Below are 20,234 nucleotides of genomic sequence, written 5' to 3'. Positions count from 1 at the left end.
TGAATACAGGAGGAAAAGTCATGAACGCATTACAGTTAATTGCACAAGATTCCATGAAAAAAGAAAAGCCCCAGATAGCCATCGGCGACACCGTACGGGTCAGCGTCAATATCCGTGAAGGTGACAACGAAAGAATTCAGATGTTTGAGGGCACCGTGATTGCACGCCGCGGCTCCGGTGTAAGCGAAACCTTTACCGTACGCCGTGTTTCTTATGGTGTTGGCGTAGAGCGTGTTTTCCCGGTATACTCCCCCAATGTGAAAAAAGTGGAAGTTATCCGCAAAGGTCATACACGCCGCGCAAAGCTTTATTATCTGCGCAGCCGTGTTGGCAAGGCTGCAAAACTGCGTGAAGTAGTAAAATAAGCTGACACGAATTTATAAGCAAGCAAAAGGGACATGGATGTGTCCCTTTTTTGCTACTCATACTTAAAAACAGATGTTGCAAGGAGAGTTGCATTCATGCCGAAACATGGAAAAAGCCGCTGTAGAGTCAGTGACAGAGCCCGCTCGTGCTATGAATGGGCCGATGCTTTGATTATTGCGCTGATGGTTGTAGTGCTTGGATTCTCCTTTTTCCTGCGTGTTGTAAATGTGAGCGGGCCTTCCATGCAGCCGACGCTTTATTCCGGTGATAAAGTACTGCTGACCAGTTTTTGCAAACCACTAGAGCGCGGCGACGTGATTGTGGTGCAGCACTCTACAAAATCCGGTGACCCGATTATCAAGCGAGTCATTGCAACAGAGGGGCAAACGGTCAATATTGATACAACAGGGAAAGTCAGCGTAAACGGTGTGGCCTTGAATGAAAGTACATATCTGTCAAAAGATGTTAAAACAGAGCCTGAGGGCACAGCAGTCAAGTATCCGCTGACCGTCCCAGCAGGGAAAGTATTTGTTTTGGGTGACAACCGCTCCATTTCTATGGACAGCCGCAGCAGTGAGATAGGGCTTATTGATCAGAGCAACATCTTGGGAAAAGCACAGGCTGTCCTTTTTCCGTTTTCTCAGTTTGGAAAGATTAAGGGTGAAAAATGAGCGAAGCACAATCAATACAGTGGTTTCCGGGGCATATGACCCGCGCCAAAAGACAAATTGAAAAGTCCTTAAAGCAAGTAGATGCAGTTGCAGAAATTGCAGATGCCCGCATTCCGGTGAGCAGCCGCAATCCAGTGCTCGACCGTATGATTCAGCAGAAGCCACGCATTATTTTATTAAATAAGAGCGATATGGCCGATGCCGCTGCCACAAAAAAATGGATAACGTTTTACCGGGAACATGGAATTGAGGCAATTGCAGTCGACTGCAAGAGCGGAAAAGGTCTCAGTACCTTTCAGCCCGCTGTCCATAAAGTGTTGGTGCCGCAAATAGCAGCATGGAAACAAAAGGGAATGGTTGGCCGCACCATTCGTGTCATGGTGATTGGTGTTCCTAATGTGGGAAAGTCGTCTTTAATTAATCGTTTAGCGCACGGCAGCCGTGCAGCTGTAGAAAACCGACCTGGCGTAACGCGCTCCAATCAATGGTTTTCCATCGGAAAAGGGCTTGACCTTTTAGATACCCCCGGTGTTCTTTGGCCTAAAATTTCTGATAAAGCTGTTGGTGAACACCTTGCTTTTACGGGCGCTGTAAAGGATGATATTCTGGATACAGAATCTCTTGCGGCCCGGTTGCTTGAGCTGCTCTGTAAACTGTATCCTGCCGCTGTCTGCAGCCGCTATAAGCTGGGAAGTACAGACTTTTCCGGTATGGAAGGTTGGCAGATTCTGCAGCTGATTGGCAAAAAGCGCGGCATGCTGATTTCTGGCGGAGAGATTGATACAGAGCGTACCGCAAAAATGCTTTTAGAGGAATTCCGTGCGGGAAAGATTGGCCGCATAACGCTGGAACAGGCAGGTACAAAAGTATGAAACGAACCCCAAAGCCGCCAATCGACTGGCTTTTTTATGAGCGAAAATATTTGCAGCAGGGTTATACGGCTGTGTGTGGGGTAGATGAAGCCGGCCGCGGCCCTCTGGCAGGACCTGTCTTTGCCGGAGCAGTCATCTTGCCTGTGGGTTGTGTGATTGAAGGAGTCAATGACTCTAAAAAGCTTTCCTCAAAAAAGCGGGAAGAACTTTATGATATCATCACCCAAAAAGCGGTATCCTGGGGCGTTGGTTTTGCAACGGAACAGGAAATTGATGGAATCAATATTCTACAGGCAACTTTTTTGGCAATGCAGCGCGCTGTGCAAAAGCTGAATACGCCGCCGCAGCTTGTGCTGGTGGATGGCAACCGTGTCCCGCCGCTTTCGGTACCGGCAGAGGCAATTATCAAAGGTGACGGCTGCTGCGAAAGTATTGCGGCGGCGTCTATTTTAGCTAAGGTAAGTCGTGACCGCCTAATGCTGCAGCTGGATGAGCTTTATCCGCAGTACGGCTTTGCAAAGCACAAGGGCTATGGTACAGCACAGCACCGGCAGGCACTACTTCAGTATGGGCCATGTCCTATCCACCGTAAAACGTTCTTAAAAAAGATACTGAAAAGCGCCGATGAAAAATAAAACTGGAGCGGCCGGAGAGGATTTTGCGGCGGCCTATTTACAGCAGCGCGGCTGCAGAATCGTTACCCGCAATTATCACTCCCGATATGGAGAAATCGATGTCATTGCAGCAAATGAAGTGCATCTTATCTTTTTAGAAGTAAAGGCACGTGCACCAGGTGCGATGGTTTCACCGCTTGCTGCAGTCACGCCGCAGAAGCAGAGAAAGATTATTCGTACAGCGCAGGCCTACTTAATGCGCTTTCCGACCCGGCTACAGCCGCGCTTTGATGTGATGGGTATTACGATGGACGGAAATACCGCTTCTGTAACCAATTATGTATATTTAAAAAATGCTTTCTGCTGACAAATGACAAAAGGCAGCAAATGCTTTTGACATTTTCATAAAAGTACACTAAAATGGTAGAGCAACAAAAAAATTAGAAACAGCGTTTCAACCCGGAAAGTGAGGGCTTTATAAATGATGCAGTATTTATCGACCCGTGACTTTGGCAAGACCGTTTCTGCAGCGCAGGCGATTGCGCAGGGAATTTGTCAGGACGGCGGACTGTTTGTTCCGCGGGAAATTCCCCGCATTTCCAAGGATGCTTTTCAGCAGCTGCAAAAGGATTCTTATATTGATCGTGCACAAAAAATTCTTTCGTATTTTTTAACGGATTTTTCCGAAGAAGAAATTGCGGAATGCGTAGCCTCTGCCTACACGGAAGAAAAATTTCCCGGCGGACCGGCACAGCTTTCTGCAGTGCAGGAAGATTCCTGCCAGATGTATCTGCTTGAGCTTTGGCATGGGCCAACCTGTGCTTTTAAGGATATGGCGCTGCAGGTTTTGCCGCATCTGCTGACTAAAAGCTGCAAAAAGATTCATTCCGATAAAACGGCTGTCATTTTGGTGGCCACTTCCGGTGACACTGGCAAAGCTGCTCTGGAAGGTTTTAAGGATGTACCCGGAACCAAGATCCTGGTTTTTTATCCGCAGAGCGGCGTCAGCCCCATGCAGAAGCGCCAGATGGTGACGCAGGAGGGGCATAATGTTGCTGTTTGTGCGATAGAGGGTAACTTTGACGATGCACAAACCGGTGTCAAAAAGATTTTCACAAATCCGGAAACCTGCCAAAAACTTGCTGAACACGGCATGATGTTTTCCAGTGCCAATTCAATAAACCTCGGGCGTTTGCTGCCGCAGGTTGTTTATTATATTTCGGCTTACTGTGATTTGGTTAATAACGGAAGCATTCAATACGGGCAGGAAGTCAATGTCGCAGTACCTACTGGCAATTTTGGCAATATTTTAGCTGCCTATTATGCGAAAGAAATGGGTCTGCCAATTAAAAAGCTGATTTGTGCCAGCAACGCAAACAACGTTTTGACCGATTTCCTGCAGACCGGCTGCTATAATCGTAATCGTGCGTTTTACACAACAATTTCTCCATCGATGGATATCTTGATTTCCAGCAATTTGGAGCGCCTGCTCAGTGCAATGACTGGGTCTGACAATCAGGTGAAATCATGGATGCAGCAGCTTGCGGCAACGGGCAGCTATCAGGTAGACAGTGCTACCCTGCAGAAACTGCATACTCTTTTTTGGGCTGGTTATTGTGATGACCAGCAGACCAAAAAGGAAATTGCCGCCCTTTACCAGCGTGAAAACTACCTGTGTGATCCGCATACCGCAGTTGCGGTTAACGTATATAAACAATATGCTAAGGCAACGGGGGATAAGGAAACCCCGGTTATCGTTACATCGACTGCAAGTCCCTATAAATTTGCGGACAGCGTTTTGCAGGCAGTCAGTGGCGAAAAGGCGGACGGTGACGACTTCGCAAAGATCAGCGAGCTTTCCACACTTACTAAAACAGAAATTCCGCAGCCGATTGCTGCACTGCAGAATAAAGCTGTTCGTTTTACGGACAGTTGCAGCCCGGCAGACATGCCGGCTAAAACACTGGAGCTGACAGGGGCCTGCAGCAGGTAAAGATAGTTTGCTAAAAGACCGTAGAAGGGACAGTTAAGATGGCACTTTATGCAATTTCGGATTTGCATCTGTCATTTGGTACAGACAAGCCGATGGATGTTTTTCCCGGCTGGGAAGATTACACAGACAGATTAAAAAAGAATTGGCAGGCGTTGATCCGGCCAGAGGACACGGTTGTTATTGCCGGGGATATCAGCTGGGCTATGAAGCTGGAAGAGGCAGAAGAGGACTTCCGTTATATTGAAAACCTGCCGGGACATAAACTGATTTTAAAAGGCAACCACGATTTGTGGTGGTCTACCCGTACAAAGCTGGAAAACTTTTTTTCTGCATGCGGATTTTCTACAATTTCTATTATCCACAATTCTGCAGCCCGCATAGGGGACCAAACCGTTTGCGGCAGCCGCGGGTGGCTTTACAATCCCCAGACCGACCATGATATGTTAATTGTCAATCGAGAGGTCGGCCGGCTGGAAGCATCTTTGCAGGCGGGGGAGAAGTTGGGCGGAAGACCGATTGTGTTTCTGCATTATCCGCCTGTTTACGATAATCTGTGCTGTGATGAAATCTTTAAAGTGTTGGAAAATCACCATATTACAGACTGCTACTTTGGGCATATTCATGGCAGCCAGGCCGCTAAGCGTGCCATTATCGGCGAATATCACGGAATACACATGCACTTGATTTCGTGTGATTATCTCTCCTTTTGCCCGCTTTTCGTGCGATAATCGCGAATAATGTTACGCATTTTTAAATTCTTGTCAGTTTTTATGGAAAATCAGCTATAAGTATGTTATACTGTTAACCGATAATTTGCAATTTTGCAGGAGGAAATCAATATGAGTCTGAAGTCATCCAATAAGGTCGATACCAACCGCTGGCAGCTGGAGGTCACGGTTGACGCGCCTACCTTTAATACTGCCATCGACCATGCCTATAAAAAACAGAGAAGCCGTATCAACATTCCCGGTTTCCGTAAAGGAAAAGCACCCCGTGCTTTCATTGAGAAGTACTATGGCTCCAACATCTTCTATGAAGATGCAATCAATGAAGTTTATCCGGATGCAATGGAGGCTGCTGTCAAAGAAGCAAAGCTCGATGTAATTCAGGATAAAGTGGACTTTGACCTTGTCTCTGCAGATGAAACCAATGGCGTTGTCTTTAAAGCAACTATTACGGTTAAACCGGAAGTTTCTGTTAAAGATTACAAAGGCATTAAGGCAACACGCAAATCTGCTGATGTGACCGACGCAGAAGTAGACGCAGAGCTGAAAAAGGTGCAGGACCGTGATGCACGTATGGTTACTGTAGAGGATCGCCCTGCTGAAAATGGCGATATTGTTGATATCGACTTTGACGGTTCCGTTGACGGCAAGCCCTTTGAGGGCGGCAAAGCAGAAAACTTTTCTTTGACGCTGGGTTCTGGCCAGTTTATTCCGGGCTTTGAGGAGCAGATCGTTGGCAAAAACACCAATGATGAATTTGATGTCAATGTCACTTTCCCGAAAGATTATTCTGCAAAAGAATTGCAGGACAAAGCTGCTCTCTTTAAAGTAAAGATTCATGAAATCAAAGTTCGTGAACTGCCTGAACTGGACGACGACTTTGCAAAAGACGTCAGCGAATTTGATACATTGGATGAGTATAAAGCAGACCTCAAAAAGCATTTGGAAGAGCAGAAAAAAGAGTCTGTTCAGGACGATGTTGACAATCAGCTGATTGATGCTCTGGTTGCTGCGCTGGAGGGCGAAATCCCGACTGCTATGTATACCAACAGAGCAAATGACGATATCCGTGACTTTGGCTATCGCCTGCAGAGCCAGGGACTTGATATCCGCACCTATATGAAGTATACAGGTATGGATGCTGACAAGCTGCGTAAGGCATTTGAGCCGCAGGCTGAGCGCCAGGTGAAGATTCGCCTTGCCCTTGAAAAAATCGCTGAAATCGAGAAGCTGACTTCTTCCGATGAAGAGATTGAAAAAGAGTACAAGAAGATGGCCGATGAGTACAAAACTGATGTTGAAAAGATTAAAGCTGCTGTCACAAAAGAAGCGCTTGCTCAAGACCTCGGTGTACAGAAAGCCATTGACTTTGTGCGCGACAACGCTGTCATAACCGATGCTGCGCCGGAAGATGAGTCCAAAAAAGAAGCAGACTCTAAGGAAGACAAAAAAGCTAAAGACGAAAAAGCTCCGGAAAAGAAAGCCCCTGCTAAAAAGCCACGGAAAAAGCCTGCAGCAAAAGATACAGCAAAAAAGACAACGAAAAAGGCAGCGACAAAAGAAGATCCTGCTGAATAATTTTTCGTGTCTTTACCAATACTGCCTTTTGCGTGCAGTTTTATTGGAGGGTTATCATGAGCAATTTGGTACCTTATGTAATTGAACAAACAAACCGCGGAGAGCGCCAGTATGATATTTTCTCCAGGCTGCTGAATGACCGTATCATTATGTTGAATGACGAAGTTACAGATGCCACTGCAAGTCTGGTTGTTGCACAGCTGCTGTTTTTGGAAGGAGAAGATCCCTCTAAGGATATCAACCTGTATATTAACAGCCCCGGCGGCTCTGTGACTGCCGGCATGGCAATTTATGATACCATGAAATATGTGAAGTGCGATGTTTCTACCATCTGCCTGGGCCTTGCTGCAAGCATGGGTTCGTTCCTGCTGGCTGCCGGCACAAAGGGAAAGCGCTTTTCGCTTCCGCATACAGATATCCTGATTCATCAGCCAAGCGGTGGTCTGCCGCAGTCACAGGTTTCCGATATTATGATCCATGCGCATTATTTGGATAAAAAGAAGCAGCTGTTAAATGAGCTGCTTTCCAAAAACACTGGGCAACCGCTGGAGGTTATCCAGCGTGATACAGACCGTGACAACTTTATGACACCCGAAGAGGCCTGTGAATATGGCCTGATCGATAAAGTGATTACGCAAAGATAAGCAGGTGATTGCATGTCCAACAATGGTGATATTACCGATCGCGAAATATGCTGCTCTTTTTGCGGCAAACCGCAAAGTCAGGTGCGCCGGCTGATTGCCGGACCGGGCGTTTATATTTGCGATGCTTGTGTAGAGCTTTGTCAGTCTATTTTAAATGATGAGATGAATCTTTCTTCTCAGCATCATCCTGAGCCGACCCAAGAAGCTGCAGCAGAACTGCCGAAGCCGCACGAAATCAAAAAGCGGTTGGATGAATATGTGATTGGGCAAGATACAGCAAAAGTTGCACTGTCTGTTGCTGTATACAATCATTATAAGCGCATTTATTACGGTGAAGATGACCACGTTTCCCTTTCCAAAAGCAATGTTTTACTGCTTGGCCCCACAGGTGTTGGCAAGACTTTGCTGGCACAAACCCTGGCTCGCATTTTGGATGTACCGTTTGCAATCGCAGATGCTACAACTCTGACAGAGGCGGGGTATGTCGGCGAAGATGTTGAAAACATTCTTCTGCGTCTGATTCAGGCTGCCGATTACGATATTGAGCGTGCGGAGCGTGGCATTATTTATATCGATGAAATCGATAAAATTGCGCGTAAATCCGAGAACCCGTCCATTACACGTGATGTAAGCGGTGAAGGAGTACAGCAGGCTCTGCTGAAAATATTGGAAGGCACAGTTTCCAATGTACCGCCCCAAGGCGGCAGAAAGCATCCTCAGCAGGAATTCCTGCAAATCGATACCAGTAACATTCTCTTTATCTGCGGCGGTGCATTTGATGGCCTCTCTAAGATTATAGAGGACCGCAATGTATCCACTTCACTTGGCTTTGGCGGAGAAGTTCACAGCAAAAAAGAACTCGACGCCATGAATTGGATGGCAAAAGTAGATCCGCATGATTTGGTCAAATTTGGCCTAATTCCGGAGCTAGTCGGTCGTCTGCCGGTGATCACTGCCCTAAACGGTTTGGACGAAAAAGCTTTGGTTCGTATTTTAACTGAGCCAAAGAACAGCTTGGTCAGTCAGTACAAGCGTCTCTTCCAGCTTGATAAAGTTGACTTAGAATTTACAGATGACGCTTTGCAGGCGATTGCAAGCAAGACAATCGAACGTCATACAGGTGCGCGCGGTCTTCGCTCAGTTATGGAGGAGCTGCTGACACAGATGATGTACGATGTTCCCTCTGACTACACCGTTGAAAAAATCGTGATCAATGCTGATACGGTAAAGAATAACACAAAGCCGGATGTAGTTTACAATCCGGACCGTCAGCCGGTGAAAATTAAGATGGCGCTTCCGAATCCTTCCAGTTCCAGAAAGAAAGGAAAACGGGATACCGCTTAAGTTCCACTGCACTGTAATAGAAAGTATTAGGGCTGTTGCGTGTGGTAACCCATGAAGTCGTTACCTGCAGCGGCCCTTTTCAGTAAGGAGACAGAGCATGGAAATAAAAAAAGTTGACCCCGTGCAGCCTGCCGTGTCTGTGCAGCCCTCTTCTGAAGAAACACAGGTACTGCCAACTTTGGTTCTGCGCGGATTGGTCATTTTTCCGGGCATGATGCTTCAGTTTGATGTTGGCCGCAAAAAATCTGTCTTGGCTCTTGGAAAATCCATGGAAGAGGGTCAACTGATTTTTTTGGTTACACAAAAAGACTTATCTGTAGATGACCCGGGTAAAGATGATCTCTATTCAATCGGGGTTATCGCGCGCATTCGTCAAATCGTTCGCAAAACAGATGACGGCATTCGCCTGTTTACAGAAGGGCTTTGCCGGGCAAAGATTTGCTCTATTCCGACAGAAGAGCCATTTATTCAAGCGGAAGTAAAGAAAATTGTTGATAAGACCTCCAGCCGTCCCACTTCAAACTCTGAGGCACTGATTCGCTATACACAGTCTTTATTTGAAGAGTATATTCAGAAATATACGCATGTTCCGCCGGACATTGTCATGGGAGTCGTGCAGAAAAAAGACTGCGGCGAACTGGCGGACTACATTGCAATGAACATCTCTCTCGACTTTGACAAAAAGCAGGAGATTTTGGAGGAACTTCATCCATACCGCAGGCTGAAAAAATTAAGCGCAATGCTGAAAGCTGAGCTGCGGATTCTTGAAATAGAATCTCATATTTCTGAGAAGGCAAAAGACCAGATTGACGAAAATCAGCGCGATTATTATCTGCGTGAGCAGATGAAGGCAATCGCCGATGAACTGGGCGAAGGGGACAATCCGCTAGAAGAAGCGGACGAGCTGCGCAAGAGTGTTAACGAGGCAGGTCTGCCGCAGGAGCAAAAAGAAAAGCTGCTGAAAGAATGCGACCGCTTGGCACGTATGCCAGAAGGTTCCCATGAGGGCAGCGTTATTATCACCTATATCGAAACCTGCTTGTCCCTGCCGTGGAGCAAATCTTCAAAGGAACATATTGATTTAAAGAAAGCTCGCCGCATTTTGGACCGGGACCATTATGGCCTGACAAAAGTAAAAGACAGAATTATTGAATCTTTGGCTGTAAAGAAACTCAACCCAGACGTACAGGGCCAGATTCTCTGCCTTGTCGGCCCGCCCGGTGTTGGCAAAACCAGCATTGCGCATTCTGTTGCAGAGGCAATGGGACGCGAATATGTACGGGTAAGCTTGGGCGGTGTGCATGATGAATCTGATATTCGCGGGCATCGGCGTACGTATATTGGCGCTATGCCTGGCCGTATTATTGATGCAATCCGCAAAGCGGGCACTAACAATCCAGTCCTGCTGCTGGACGAAGTGGATAAACTCGGGAACGATTATCATGGGGATCCTTCTTCTGCTTTGCTGGAAGTACTAGACAGTGCTCAGAACAGTACCTTTGAAGATCACTACATTGATCTGCCGTTTGATTTGAGCAAGGTTTTCTTTATAACGACAGCCAACGACATTTCAGGCGTTCCTGAGCCGCTGTATGACCGCATGGACGTAATTACACTAGGCAGTTATACGCATGAAGAAAAATTTCAGATAGGAATGAAATACCTGATTCCTAAACAGCTAAAAAACAGCGGAATTGCCGCGAAAAATCTGCGGATTTCTCAAGCTGCGGTTCATAAGATAATTGATGGATACACCAGAGAAGCTGGTGTCCGCGGATTGGAGCGCCAGATTTCAACAATCTGCCGCAAGAGTGCAGTTAAGATTGTAGAAAACCCGGAAACCACCGTGCGTGTAACACCGAAAAACTTGGAAACTTTCTTAGGACCGCAGAAGTTTCGTGAAGAAGCGCTGAATAAAAAGGATACGGTCGGTCTTGTCAATGGACTTGCATGGACCACTGTTGGCGGTGAGATGCTACCTATCGAAGTTGCGGTGATGTCCGGAACCGGAAAAATCGAACTGACCGGTTCCCTTGGCGATGTGATGAAAGAATCCGCACGTACGGCAATCAGCTGCATTCGTACCCGCGCAAATCAGCTTGGCATTGCAAAAGATTTCTACAGCAAATATGACATTCATATCCATGCGCCGGAAGGGGCTGTCCCTAAAGACGGCCCAAGCGCCGGTGCGGCCATGGCTACGGCAATTACCAGTGCTTTAACCAATATACCGGTGCGGCACGATATTGCTATGACGGGTGAAATTACCCTGCTGGGCAGAATCCTGCCGATTGGCGGGCTTCGTGAAAAGACAATGGCTGCCTATCGCGCTGGTATTAAGACGGTACTGATTCCAGCAGAGAACGTGTCTGATTTGGAGGAAGTGGACAAAGTCGTAAAAGATGCTGTACAATTCCTGCCAATGGAAAGAATTGATCAGGTGCTTGACAAAGCACTAACGAAAAATCCCTTTCAGGCACAGTAAGGAGACCGCATGAAAATAGAATCTGCGCAATTTGAGCTTTCTGCTGGAAAAAGCAGCCAGCTTCCGGCTGCATCTTTGCCGGAAGTGGTCTTTTCCGGGAAGTCCAATGTTGGAAAATCTTCTTTAATCAATAAGCTTTTAAATAGAAAGGCTTTGGCACGCGTCAGCTCTCAGCCTGGCAAAACGGGAACCATCAATTTTTACCGGCTGGATACCTGCCGCTTTGTCGATTTGCCCGGGTATGGCTATGCAAAAGTATCACAGAGCGAAAAGATGCGTTGGGCAGAATTAGTGAATGGCTATTTTGCCGCGAATCGGCCGGTTGCCCTTGTGGTACAAATCCTTGACATTCGTCACGAACCGACAACTGATGACCAGCAGATGATTGACTTTTTACTGCAAAACAATTTTTCTTTTTTGCTGCTGGCTACAAAAAGCGATAAACTGAATGCAACACAGCGTAAAGAACGGCTTTCTGCGCTGCATCTGCTTTCGCAGCAGACAGGCGCCGATTGCCTGGTTTTTTCTTCGACCAAAGGAGAAGGCGTACTAGACTTGCGCAAGTGCATTGAAAAAGCCTGTGAACCTGCAGGATAACACATAAACTGAATAGACCAGATTGGTGGGAAGAAAATGAAGGAACTGAACAAGAATTTGCAAATCAACGAGGCCGGTCATTTGCTGTTTGGCGGCGCAGATACAGTAGAATTGGCAAAAGAATTTGGTACACCGCTGTATGTTATGGACGAAAACCGCATACGCAAAATTTGCCGGATGTATAAACAGTCTATTGAAACCTGCTATCAGGGTAACGGCCTGCCTTTGTTTGCGAGCAAGGCGTTTTGCTGCAAAGAAATCTGCCGAATTGTCAAAGAAGAAGGCATGGGCCTGGATGTCGTGTCCGGCGGGGAACTGTATACAGCGATGCAGGCCGACTTTCCACCGGAAAAAATTCAGTTCCACGGGAACAATAAAACGCCCGAAGAAATATCTTATGCACTTACCTGCGGAGTTGGACATATCGTTGTTGATAATCTGACTGAGCTGAAACTTTTAAATGAAATTGCGGGGAAAATGCACCACCCCGCCAATATTTTGCTGCGTATCAAGCCAGGCATTGATGCACATACACATAAGTTTATTCGTACTGGTCAAATTGATTCAAAGTTTGGCTTCGCACTGGAAACCGGCGAGGCAATGGAAGCTGTAAAAGCTTCACTGCAGATGCCAAATCTTACTCTGAAAGGCCTTCACTGCCATATCGGTTCGCAGATTTTTGAAATCGACCCCTTTGAGCTTGCCGCCAAAGTTATGCTTTGCTTTATACGGGATATTAAAAAAGAAACCGGAACGGAACTGCAGGAATTAAATCTTGGCGGTGGGTTTGGTATTCAGTACGTTCCAGAAGATAAACCGGTTCCTTATGACCAATACATGCAGCTTGTTTCAAAGACCATACATAGCTGCTGCGGGGAATATGGCTTAACACCACCCAAAATTTATATTGAACCTGGCCGCTCGATTGTTGGCGAGTCCGGCTTGACACTGTACACGATTGGCGCTGTGAAAAAAATACCGAATATTCGGACATATGTTTCGGTTGACGGCGGCATGACTGATAATCCGCGCTACATTTTGTATCAATCGCCTTACGAGGCGCTTGTTGCAAATAAGGCCTCTGCTCCAAAGAACTTTACAGTAACCATAGCGGGGCGCTGCTGTGAGTCCGGTGACCTGATTCAGGAGAATACCGCCATACAGCAATGTGTGCCTGGCGATATATTAGCTGTTCTTTCTACCGGAGCTTACAATTACTCAATGGCATCTAATTATAACCGTGTGCCGCGCCCTGCTGTTGTTTTTGTGAAAGATGGTGTGCCACGTGTAGGGGTGCGTCGGGAATCTTATGCAGACTTAGTACGGAATGACGTTTAAATCAAAATCAACAAACAAAATAAATAATAATTGAGTAAAGGGCAGCTGCTGCCCTTTACTTTTGCGCTTTTTTAGAGTAAACTTTTAAACAGGCAATAATGCCTGCTTGATCTTTTCATTTCATAGGAGTGAGTAGTGTTGAATTCAAAAATTAAAGATGACAGTGTCGATTTTCTGTTTCAGGCTGTTCTTTCTTTAAAGACCCCGGAAGAATGCTATGCTTTTTTTGAGGATCTGTGCACAGTACCAGAAATTAAAGCGATGTCTCAGCGCCTTTTAGTGGCACACATGCTTAGCACCAAACAGAATTATCAGCATATTGTGCATATTACACATGCTTCTACTGCTACCATCAGCCGGGTAAACCGTTCTTTAAACTATGGAAGTGACGGCTACAGTCTGGTCTTTGACCGCATTGGTGATAAAGCACCAGATAACAAAATTCAGGAGAACAAATGAGTTACACGACATTTGCAAAGTATTACGATGCCCTAACCCATAATGTAGGTTATCAAAAGCGCGCAGATTATTTATGCGCGCTTTTGAAGCGCTATGGGCATAATTCCGGTGTTACGCTGGACCTTGCCTGTGGGACCGGCAGCCTGACGCTGGAACTAAAACAAAGAGGCTTTGATATCTATGGAATAGACGGCAGCTCTGAAATGTTGATGCAGGCACAGGAAAAGGCCTTGGCGGCCGGTGAAAAAATTCTTTTTGTATGCCAGCAGATGCAGGCCATAGACTTGTACAGCACCGTAGATACCGTATTCTGCACCCTTGACAGCTTAAATCATCTGCAGACCCAAAGAGACTTGCAACGCACGTTTGAAAGGGTCTCTTTGTTTTTAGAGCCAGACGGCCTTTTTGTATTTGATATGAATACACCATACAAGCACCAGAAAATTCTGGGGGACAATACTTTTATTTACGATACCGATTCTGTATACTGTGTCTGGCAGAACCATTATCACCCCGCGGGGTGCCGTGTAGACATTGCGCTGGACTTTTTCAAGCGCAATGGGGCTGTATATACGCGTGAAAGCGAAGAATTTTTCGAGCGCGCTTATGAAGAAACACAGGTTGCGTCCATGCTGAAATCTGCAGGAATGCAGCTGGCAGGTGCTTTTTCCGAGATGACGTTTGACAGTCCACAGGAAAAGACAGAGCGCATTGTTTATGTTGCGCGCAAAGCAAAGGCTAAAGTTAATGAAAAGGAAAGACTTTAAAATATGGATAGAATGATTCGCTGCCTGACTAAAAACAAGCATGTCATGGCCTGCGCGGTTGACTCTACGTACATGGTGGCAACGGCGCAGCAAATTCATCACACCAGCCCAACCGCAGCAGCGGCCCTGGGGCGGCTGCTATCTGGGGCCTCTATGATGGGTGCTATGCTGAAAAATCAGGGCGCTACCGTACAGGTAAAGGTAAACGGCGGTGGACCGCTTGGCCCCTTAACAGCGATTGCAGACTGTTGCGGTAACTGCCGCGGATATGTCGCCCATCCGGAAATTGATTTGCCGCTCAAACCAAATGGCAAATTAGATATTGGCGGAGCCGTTGGGCACAATGGCCTTTTGACTGTAATGCGTGACGACCGGGAACGCACCCCTTATACAGGGCATACAAAATTGATTTCGGGAGAGATTGCTGAAGATTTAGCAGCTTATTATGCTTACAGTGAGCAGATCCCAACCGTATGCGCATTGGGTGTCCTGGTGGGGACAAAAGACTCTTCACAGATTTTGTCGGGCGGGCTGCTGATACAGGGAATGCCTGGTATTACGGAAGAAGAGCTTTCTCGGCTGGAAACAAACGCGGCGGCACTGCCGGCTGTGACAAAAATGCTGGCAGCCGGTGACAGCATAGAAGAAATGTGCGGCAAAGCTTTACTGGGAATGCCTTTTGAAAAGCTGGATGAATCCCGCGTCGCTTATGCCTGTGATTGTTCTAGGCAGCGGGTAGAGCGGGCGCTGTTGACGCTGCCGCCAGAACAAATCTTGACGCTGGCAGACCCTAAAACAGGGATTGCTGAAGCAAAGTGCCAGTATTGTGGGCGTGCATATCACTTTTCCGAGGAGGAACTGCAGCGTTTGGCAGCACAAGCCAAAAAACACCAAAAAAACAATTAGTTTTTTTGAAAAAAGCCTTGACATCCACGTGAAGTTGTTGTATTATAATACACGTCGCTGATGAACAACAGCAACACAAAACAAAAAATTGGGAGCATAGCTCAGCTGGTTAGAGCACCTGCCTTACAAGCAGGGGGTCATAGGTTCGAGTCCTATTGTTCCCACCAGCAGTGGCTCGGTAGTTCAGCTGGTTAGAACGCTAGCCTGTCACGCTAGAGGTCGACGGTTCGATCCCGTTCCGAGTCGCCATTTTTTGCCTCTGTAGCTCAGTAGGTAGAGCAGGGGACTGAAAATCCCCGTGTCAGTGGTTCGATTCCGCTCGGAGGCACCATTTGCGAACGTAGCTCATCTGGTAGAGCGCCACCTTGCCAAGGTGGAGGTAGCGAGTTCGAGCCTCGTCGTTCGCTCCAAGTTGGCGTCATAGCCAAGTGGTAAGGCATGGGTCTGCAAAACCCTGATGCCCCAGTTCGAATCTGGGTGACGCCTCCATGTCGTAGTAAACAGAGAGCTTTGCTTTCTCTGTTTACTTTTTTTTTACCTGAAATGAGGGGGGACAAGCCTATCGCTTCAGAAATGATTATTCACCCGCTGTCTCCTGTTTTTGCGGCTGACTCACAGGTGCTTATTTTGGGGACTATGCCGTCGCCTAAATCCCGCGAAAGCGGGTTCTACTACGGGCATCCTCAAAACCGCTTTTGGCGTGTTTTAGCCGCTGTTTTGCAGCAGCCGGTTCCAGGGTCGATTCCTGCGAAAAAAGAACTTTTGCTGCAAAATCAGATTGCCCTGTGGGACGTTTTGCATTCCTGCTCCATTTGTGGTGCAGATGATTCCAGTATCCGCGAGCCAAAGCCGAATGATATTTCGGCACTGCTGCGAAAGACAAAGATTCATGCTGTCTTTACGACTGGCCGCAAGGCCTTTTTATTATACGAAAAATTAGTCTTTCCCACAGTAAAGATACCTGCGGTTTGTCTGCCGTCTACCAGCCCGGCAAACTGCAGGTATTCCATAGAAGAGCTGATAACGGCTTATTACTCTATTGCCAAAGAACTGCAAACAGGAGGAAAAATTGAAGACTGACGACAAAAAACAAATTGCAACACAAAACCGTATGGGTGTACAAAAAATGCTGCCGCTGGTTGTCAGCATGTCGCTGCCAACGATTTTTTCTATGCTGGTACAGGCGCTGTACAATATTGTAGACAGTATTTTTGTTTCCCGTATCAATGAGAATGCTTTAACTTCCGTTTCTTTAGTATTTCCGGTTCAAAATATCCTGATCGCTGTCTGCATTGGCACAGGCATTGGTTTAAATTCGCTGATTGCCCGGCGCTTAGGCGAAAAGCGAACCGATGAAGCTGACTTGGCCGCAGAACACGGGGTCTTACTGAGTGTTTTTAACTATGCTATTTTTCTGATTCTCGGCCTCTTTTTCGCGCGGCCATTTGCACAGCTGTTTACACAGAATGAGCAAATATTAAATTGGGCCATTCAATACATGCAGATTGTCTGTATTGGTTCTTTCAGCATGTGCTTTGAGGTTAATTTGGAAAAGGTCGTTGGTGCCACAGGAAACATGGTTTACCCCATGCTGTTTCAGCTGACCGGTGCGATTGCAAACATTATTCTAGACCCTATTTTTATTTTCACACTGCATATGGATGTTGCCGGCGCAGCTGTGGCAACGATTATTGGGCAGTTCCTTTCTATGCTTCTTGCCATCTATGTAGTCCTTCATAAAGAAATTGATGTACATATTTCTTTTAAAGATTTTCATTTCAGCTGGGATACGATTAAAGATATTTATGAAGTCGGTTTGCCATCTATTGTCATGAATGCGATTGGCTCTGTGATGACCGGCGGCATCAACCGCATTTTAATTTCTTTTCAGAATGTCGGGGAAACAGCAGTCGCTATTTTCGGTGTCTATTTCAAGCTACAGTCATTTGTGTTTATGCCGGTCTTTGGCTTGAATCAAGGCATTATTCCGATTATGGGCTATAACTTTGGCGCATGCAAAAAGAAACGCGTACAAAGCGCCCTGCGCATCGGCATGACTATCGCGGCATCAATTATGCTGGTTGGCATGATTCTTTTTATGACAATCCCCGGGCCTTTGCTCAGTATTTTCGACGCATCGCCCAAAATGCTTGCCATGGGTATACCGGCACTGCGTACAATCAGTCTTTGCTTTTTGCCGGCAGCGTTTGGCATTTTAATTTCTGCAGAATTTACAGCGGTCGGCAAAGGAACATACAGTTTAATTGTCACCCTGATGCGTCAGTTGTGTGTGCTGCTGCCTGCAGCGTATTTGCTGGCCAAGATGACAAATCAAATCACCGCGGTCTGGTTTGCTTTCCCAATCGCAGAAGTTGTTTCGCTGATTACCAGTATTCTTCTACATCTGCACTTAAAAAAGACCGTTTTTGATAAATTGCCTGTAAATAATTAAATTTAGCCGGATATCTGCATTGCAGCAGATATCCGACTTTTTGCTGTACAGGGGAAAGCACTTTCTTTTTAAGAGCTATTTCCTGCTTCCCCGGCATATACATGCAGGGAGGAGGAATGGCATAATGAAAGCAAAATGTACAAATATCTGGATGCTGGCGGTTTTAGTAGCTGCCTGCGTCTTCTTTTTCTTTCTGCTGTCTGTTTCTTGCTTCCATACGGCACAGACAGCCGCTGCAGCGGCTGCAGTGCTGCGTCCGCTGGTTATTTTGGATGCCGGTCACGGCGGGGAGGATGGGGGCGCTGTGGGGTGCTCTCCGGTGCCAGAAAAAGTAATCAATCTTTCGATCACCAAAAAAGTTGAAAAGGGACTGACAAACGGTGGATGCAGAGTCTTGATGACCCGCAGCGAAGATGTAATGCTTGGTGACCATTCACTTTCCACTCTGCGCGAACGAAAAGCTTCTGATATTCATAAACGCTTTGCAATTTTACAGGGGAACCCCGGCGGCATTTTTGTCAGCATTCATCAAAACCATTTTTCAGATGGGTATTACAGCGGTGCACAAATTTTTTATTCTCCAAATCATCCTAAAAGCAAGCTGCTCGCTGAGCAGCTGCGTCAATCGATCGTTTTGCGCACACAGCCGGAAAATAAGCGCAGCAATAAGGCTGCAACGCGCTCAATCTACCTGTTAACGCACGCACAGGACCCAGCGGTTCTTGTGGAGTGTGGCTTTTTGTCGAACGCTTCGGAAGCAAAACTTTTAAATGAGGAAGCTTATCAGCAAAAAATGGCAGATGCTATTACAAACGGTATTTTGCAGTATCTGCGTCAGAGCAGCACAGCCTCTTCGGTTGCCGCTGGGAAAGGAACCTTGTATTCTTCGCAAACCTCCGCTATAATAAAATAAAAAGAGAAGCAGATAAGATAAAAGGCTTACGAATAGGAATGGAAGCACTATGTCTGGAAAATTAAAAAGTATTTATATATGTTCAGAATGTGGATATGAATCCCCCAAATGGTACGGAAAATGCCCCGGGTGCGGTGCATGGAATACCATGACAGAAGAGCTGCAGCAGCCTGTTGTTTCGACACGCCAGGGCAGCTCTGGTTCCACTTTTCACCAGCAGGCCGCACAAGTTATGCCAATTCGTGAAATCAGCCTGCAGGAGGAGCCACGCTATAAAACCGGTGTTTCCGAACTGGACCGCGTCTTGGGCGGCGGAATCGTAAAAGGTTCTCTGATTTTGATTAGCGGCGAACCGGGCATTGGTAAATCAACAATCCTTTTGCAGATATGCGATTATCTAGGCAGCACGTTGAAAATCCTTTATGTTTCCGGAGAAGAATCCAGCCGACAAATTAAGCTGCGTGCAAACCGGTTGCGAGTGAACTCTGAAAATCTTTATATTTTGACCGAAACAGATATTCAGCGGGTACTGGAGCATGTACGTACGGAAAAGCCGGACCTTTTAATGGTGGATTCTATTCAGACCATGAATAATGCTGCACTGAATTCTTCTCCCGGCAGTGTAACACAAGTGCGAGAATGTACCAATGCGATTATGCACACCGCTAAAGAATTGGAAATCCCTGCCATTTTAGTTGGCCATGTCAACAAGGACGGTGCAATCGCCGGCCCGAAAGTGCTGGAACACATTGTAGATGCTGTTTTGTACTTTGAGGGTGACCGCCAGATGAGCTACCGAATCCTGCGGGCAGTTAAGAACCGATATGGTTCAACCAACGAAATCGGCGTTTTTGATATGGCAGAAGACGGCCTGCACCAGGTAGAAAACCCGTCTGCTTCTATGCTGACCGGCCGTCCCACACATGTTTCTGGAACCTGTGTAACCTGCGTAATTGAGGGCAGCCGGCCTATCTTGGCGGAAATTCAGGCGTTGGCAACTTCATCTGGCTTTGGGAATCCGCGCAGAATGGCCACTGGGTTTGATTACAACCGCATGAATTTGCTTCTGGCAGTTTTAGAGAAGCGAGCGGGCTATTATTTTTCAAATTTAGATGCCTATTTAAATGTTATCGGTGGTCTGCGGCTGGATGAGCCTGCCTGTGATTTAGCGGTGGCTATGGCTTTGGTTTCCAGTTTAAAAGATGTGCCGATTGCAGACAATGCCATTGTTTTTGGCGAAGTAGGACTGACAGGCGAAATTCGCTCTGTGATGCATGCAGAGCAGCGTATCAATGAAGCAAAGCGAATGGGCTTTCAAAAATGTGTGTTGCCTTGGTACAATTTAAAGCAGCTTGGCAGTACTTTTTCAGATATACAGCTGATTGGCGTTAAAAATGTACGACAGGCTTTTGCGGCTCTACAGCAGGAATAGCGGCATTTCCGCTTTCTAAATCAGTACGGGAAATTGCCTGTATGCACCGCACACAGCCATTTGGTTGATAATTTGCAA

The 20,234-nt window shown here is 46.6% G+C and carries 20 protein-coding genes and 5 tRNA genes; all 25 read left to right on the top strand.

The features are described from left to right. The first annotated feature begins 53 nt into the window (after positions 1 to 53). The 25 genes from rplS to radA all read left to right on the top strand — a co-directional run bounded on the left by rplS (position 54) and on the right by radA (position 20,156). A complete protein-coding gene (gene rplS, locus LKE53_04660; protein ID MCH3972047.1) occupies positions 54 to 365 on the top strand; it encodes a 50S ribosomal protein L19 in 312 nt (103 codons plus the stop codon). A gap of 96 nt (positions 366 to 461) precedes the next feature. After that, positions 462 to 1,037, top strand: coding sequence for a signal peptidase I (gene lepB / locus LKE53_04655; GenBank protein MCH3972046.1), 576 nt, complete (start codon positions 462 to 464; stop codon positions 1,035 to 1,037). Beyond that, on the top strand, positions 1,034 to 1,909 hold the full coding sequence (gene ylqF / locus LKE53_04650) for a ribosome biogenesis GTPase YlqF (GenBank protein ID MCH3972045.1): 876 nt from the start codon (positions 1,034 to 1,036) through the stop codon (positions 1,907 to 1,909). Before lepB ends, ylqF begins: the two co-directional genes overlap by 4 nt. Continuing rightward, positions 1,906 to 2,544, top strand: coding sequence for a ribonuclease HII (locus tag LKE53_04645; protein ID MCH3972044.1), 639 nt, complete (start codon positions 1,906 to 1,908; stop codon positions 2,542 to 2,544). Before ylqF ends, LKE53_04645 begins: the two co-directional genes overlap by 4 nt. Next, a complete protein-coding gene (locus tag LKE53_04640) occupies positions 2,534 to 2,890 on the top strand; it encodes a YraN family protein (protein MCH3972043.1) in 357 nt (118 codons plus the stop codon). The genes LKE53_04645 and LKE53_04640 overlap by 11 nt, the downstream gene beginning before the upstream one ends. 117 nt (positions 2,891 to 3,007) lie before the next feature. Then, positions 3,008 to 4,516: a threonine synthase gene (gene thrC, locus LKE53_04635; protein MCH3972042.1), complete on the top strand. Its 1,509-nt coding sequence runs from the start codon at positions 3,008 to 3,010 to the stop codon at positions 4,514 to 4,516. A gap of 38 nt (positions 4,517 to 4,554) precedes the next feature. Then, positions 4,555 to 5,244, top strand: a complete 690-nt coding sequence (locus LKE53_04630; GenBank protein ID MCH3972041.1) for a metallophosphoesterase — start codon at positions 4,555 to 4,557, stop codon at positions 5,242 to 5,244. Between the two features lie 111 nt (positions 5,245 to 5,355). Continuing rightward, complete coding sequence (tig, locus tag LKE53_04625) at positions 5,356 to 6,819, top strand: trigger factor (GenBank protein MCH3972040.1); 1,464 nt, start codon at positions 5,356 to 5,358, stop codon at positions 6,817 to 6,819. Between the two features lie 56 nt (positions 6,820 to 6,875). After that, positions 6,876 to 7,463: an ATP-dependent Clp protease proteolytic subunit gene (locus tag LKE53_04620; protein ID MCH3972039.1), complete on the top strand. Its 588-nt coding sequence runs from the start codon at positions 6,876 to 6,878 to the stop codon at positions 7,461 to 7,463. A gap of 12 nt (positions 7,464 to 7,475) precedes the next feature. Next, the gene (clpX, locus tag LKE53_04615; protein MCH3972038.1) at positions 7,476 to 8,807 is read left to right on the top strand and encodes an ATP-dependent Clp protease ATP-binding subunit ClpX; all 1,332 of its coding nucleotides are present in this window, start codon (positions 7,476 to 7,478) and stop codon (positions 8,805 to 8,807) included. A gap of 97 nt (positions 8,808 to 8,904) precedes the next feature. Next, positions 8,905 to 11,292: an endopeptidase La gene (gene lon / locus LKE53_04610; protein MCH3972037.1), complete on the top strand. Its 2,388-nt coding sequence runs from the start codon at positions 8,905 to 8,907 to the stop codon at positions 11,290 to 11,292. A 9-nt stretch (positions 11,293 to 11,301) separates the two neighbouring features. Next, positions 11,302 to 11,889, top strand: coding sequence for a ribosome biogenesis GTP-binding protein YihA/YsxC (gene yihA, locus LKE53_04605; protein MCH3972036.1), 588 nt, complete (start codon positions 11,302 to 11,304; stop codon positions 11,887 to 11,889). A 36-nt stretch (positions 11,890 to 11,925) separates the two neighbouring features. Next, the gene (gene lysA / locus LKE53_04600) at positions 11,926 to 13,227 is read left to right on the top strand and encodes a diaminopimelate decarboxylase (GenBank protein MCH3972035.1); all 1,302 of its coding nucleotides are present in this window, start codon (positions 11,926 to 11,928) and stop codon (positions 13,225 to 13,227) included. A gap of 138 nt (positions 13,228 to 13,365) precedes the next feature. Next, on the top strand, positions 13,366 to 13,686 hold the full coding sequence (locus tag LKE53_04595) for a YerC/YecD family TrpR-related protein (GenBank protein MCH3972034.1): 321 nt from the start codon (positions 13,366 to 13,368) through the stop codon (positions 13,684 to 13,686). After that, complete coding sequence (locus tag LKE53_04590; protein MCH3972033.1) at positions 13,683 to 14,453, top strand: class I SAM-dependent methyltransferase; 771 nt, start codon at positions 13,683 to 13,685, stop codon at positions 14,451 to 14,453. Before LKE53_04595 ends, LKE53_04590 begins: the two co-directional genes overlap by 4 nt. A gap of 3 nt (positions 14,454 to 14,456) precedes the next feature. Further along, positions 14,457 to 15,359, top strand: a complete 903-nt coding sequence (hslO, locus tag LKE53_04585) for an Hsp33 family molecular chaperone HslO (protein ID MCH3972032.1) — start codon at positions 14,457 to 14,459, stop codon at positions 15,357 to 15,359. Between the two features lie 90 nt (positions 15,360 to 15,449). After that, positions 15,450 to 15,526, top strand: a tRNA-Val gene (locus LKE53_04580). A 5-nt stretch (positions 15,527 to 15,531) separates the two neighbouring features. Next, positions 15,532 to 15,608, top strand: a tRNA-Asp gene (locus LKE53_04575). Positions 15,609 to 15,614: 6 nt separating this feature from the next. Beyond that, positions 15,615 to 15,690: transfer RNA gene (locus LKE53_04570), tRNA-Phe, on the top strand. 3 nt (positions 15,691 to 15,693) lie between these two features. Further along, positions 15,694 to 15,769 (top strand) — tRNA-Gly (locus tag LKE53_04565). A gap of 4 nt (positions 15,770 to 15,773) precedes the next feature. Next, positions 15,774 to 15,848, top strand: a tRNA-Cys gene (locus tag LKE53_04560). Between the two features lie 84 nt (positions 15,849 to 15,932). After that, entirely contained in the window at positions 15,933 to 16,439 is a 507-nt protein-coding gene (locus tag LKE53_04555; protein MCH3972031.1) for a DNA-deoxyinosine glycosylase, read from the top strand. Then, positions 16,429 to 17,811 (top strand): MATE family efflux transporter, encoded by a 1,383-nt coding sequence (locus LKE53_04550; GenBank protein ID MCH3972030.1) that lies wholly within the window; start codon positions 16,429 to 16,431, stop codon positions 17,809 to 17,811. Before LKE53_04555 ends, LKE53_04550 begins: the two co-directional genes overlap by 11 nt. Before the next feature lie 124 nt (positions 17,812 to 17,935). Continuing rightward, positions 17,936 to 18,724 (top strand): N-acetylmuramoyl-L-alanine amidase, encoded by a 789-nt coding sequence (locus LKE53_04545; GenBank protein MCH3972029.1) that lies wholly within the window; start codon positions 17,936 to 17,938, stop codon positions 18,722 to 18,724. 49 nt (positions 18,725 to 18,773) lie between these two features. Then, positions 18,774 to 20,156 carry a DNA repair protein RadA gene (gene radA / locus LKE53_04540; GenBank protein MCH3972028.1) on the top strand — a complete coding sequence of 461 codons (1,383 nt, stop codon included), beginning with the start codon at positions 18,774 to 18,776 and terminating at the stop codon, positions 20,154 to 20,156. Positions 20,157 to 20,234: the final 78 nt, after the last annotated feature.

This window comes from Oscillospiraceae bacterium, assembly GCA_022483045.1.
Classification (GTDB): Bacteria; Bacillota; Clostridia; order Oscillospirales; family Acutalibacteraceae; genus Caproicibacterium.
The sequence above is the reverse complement of the archived record's forward strand: the minus strand, read 5'-3'. Positions and strand labels throughout refer to the sequence as shown.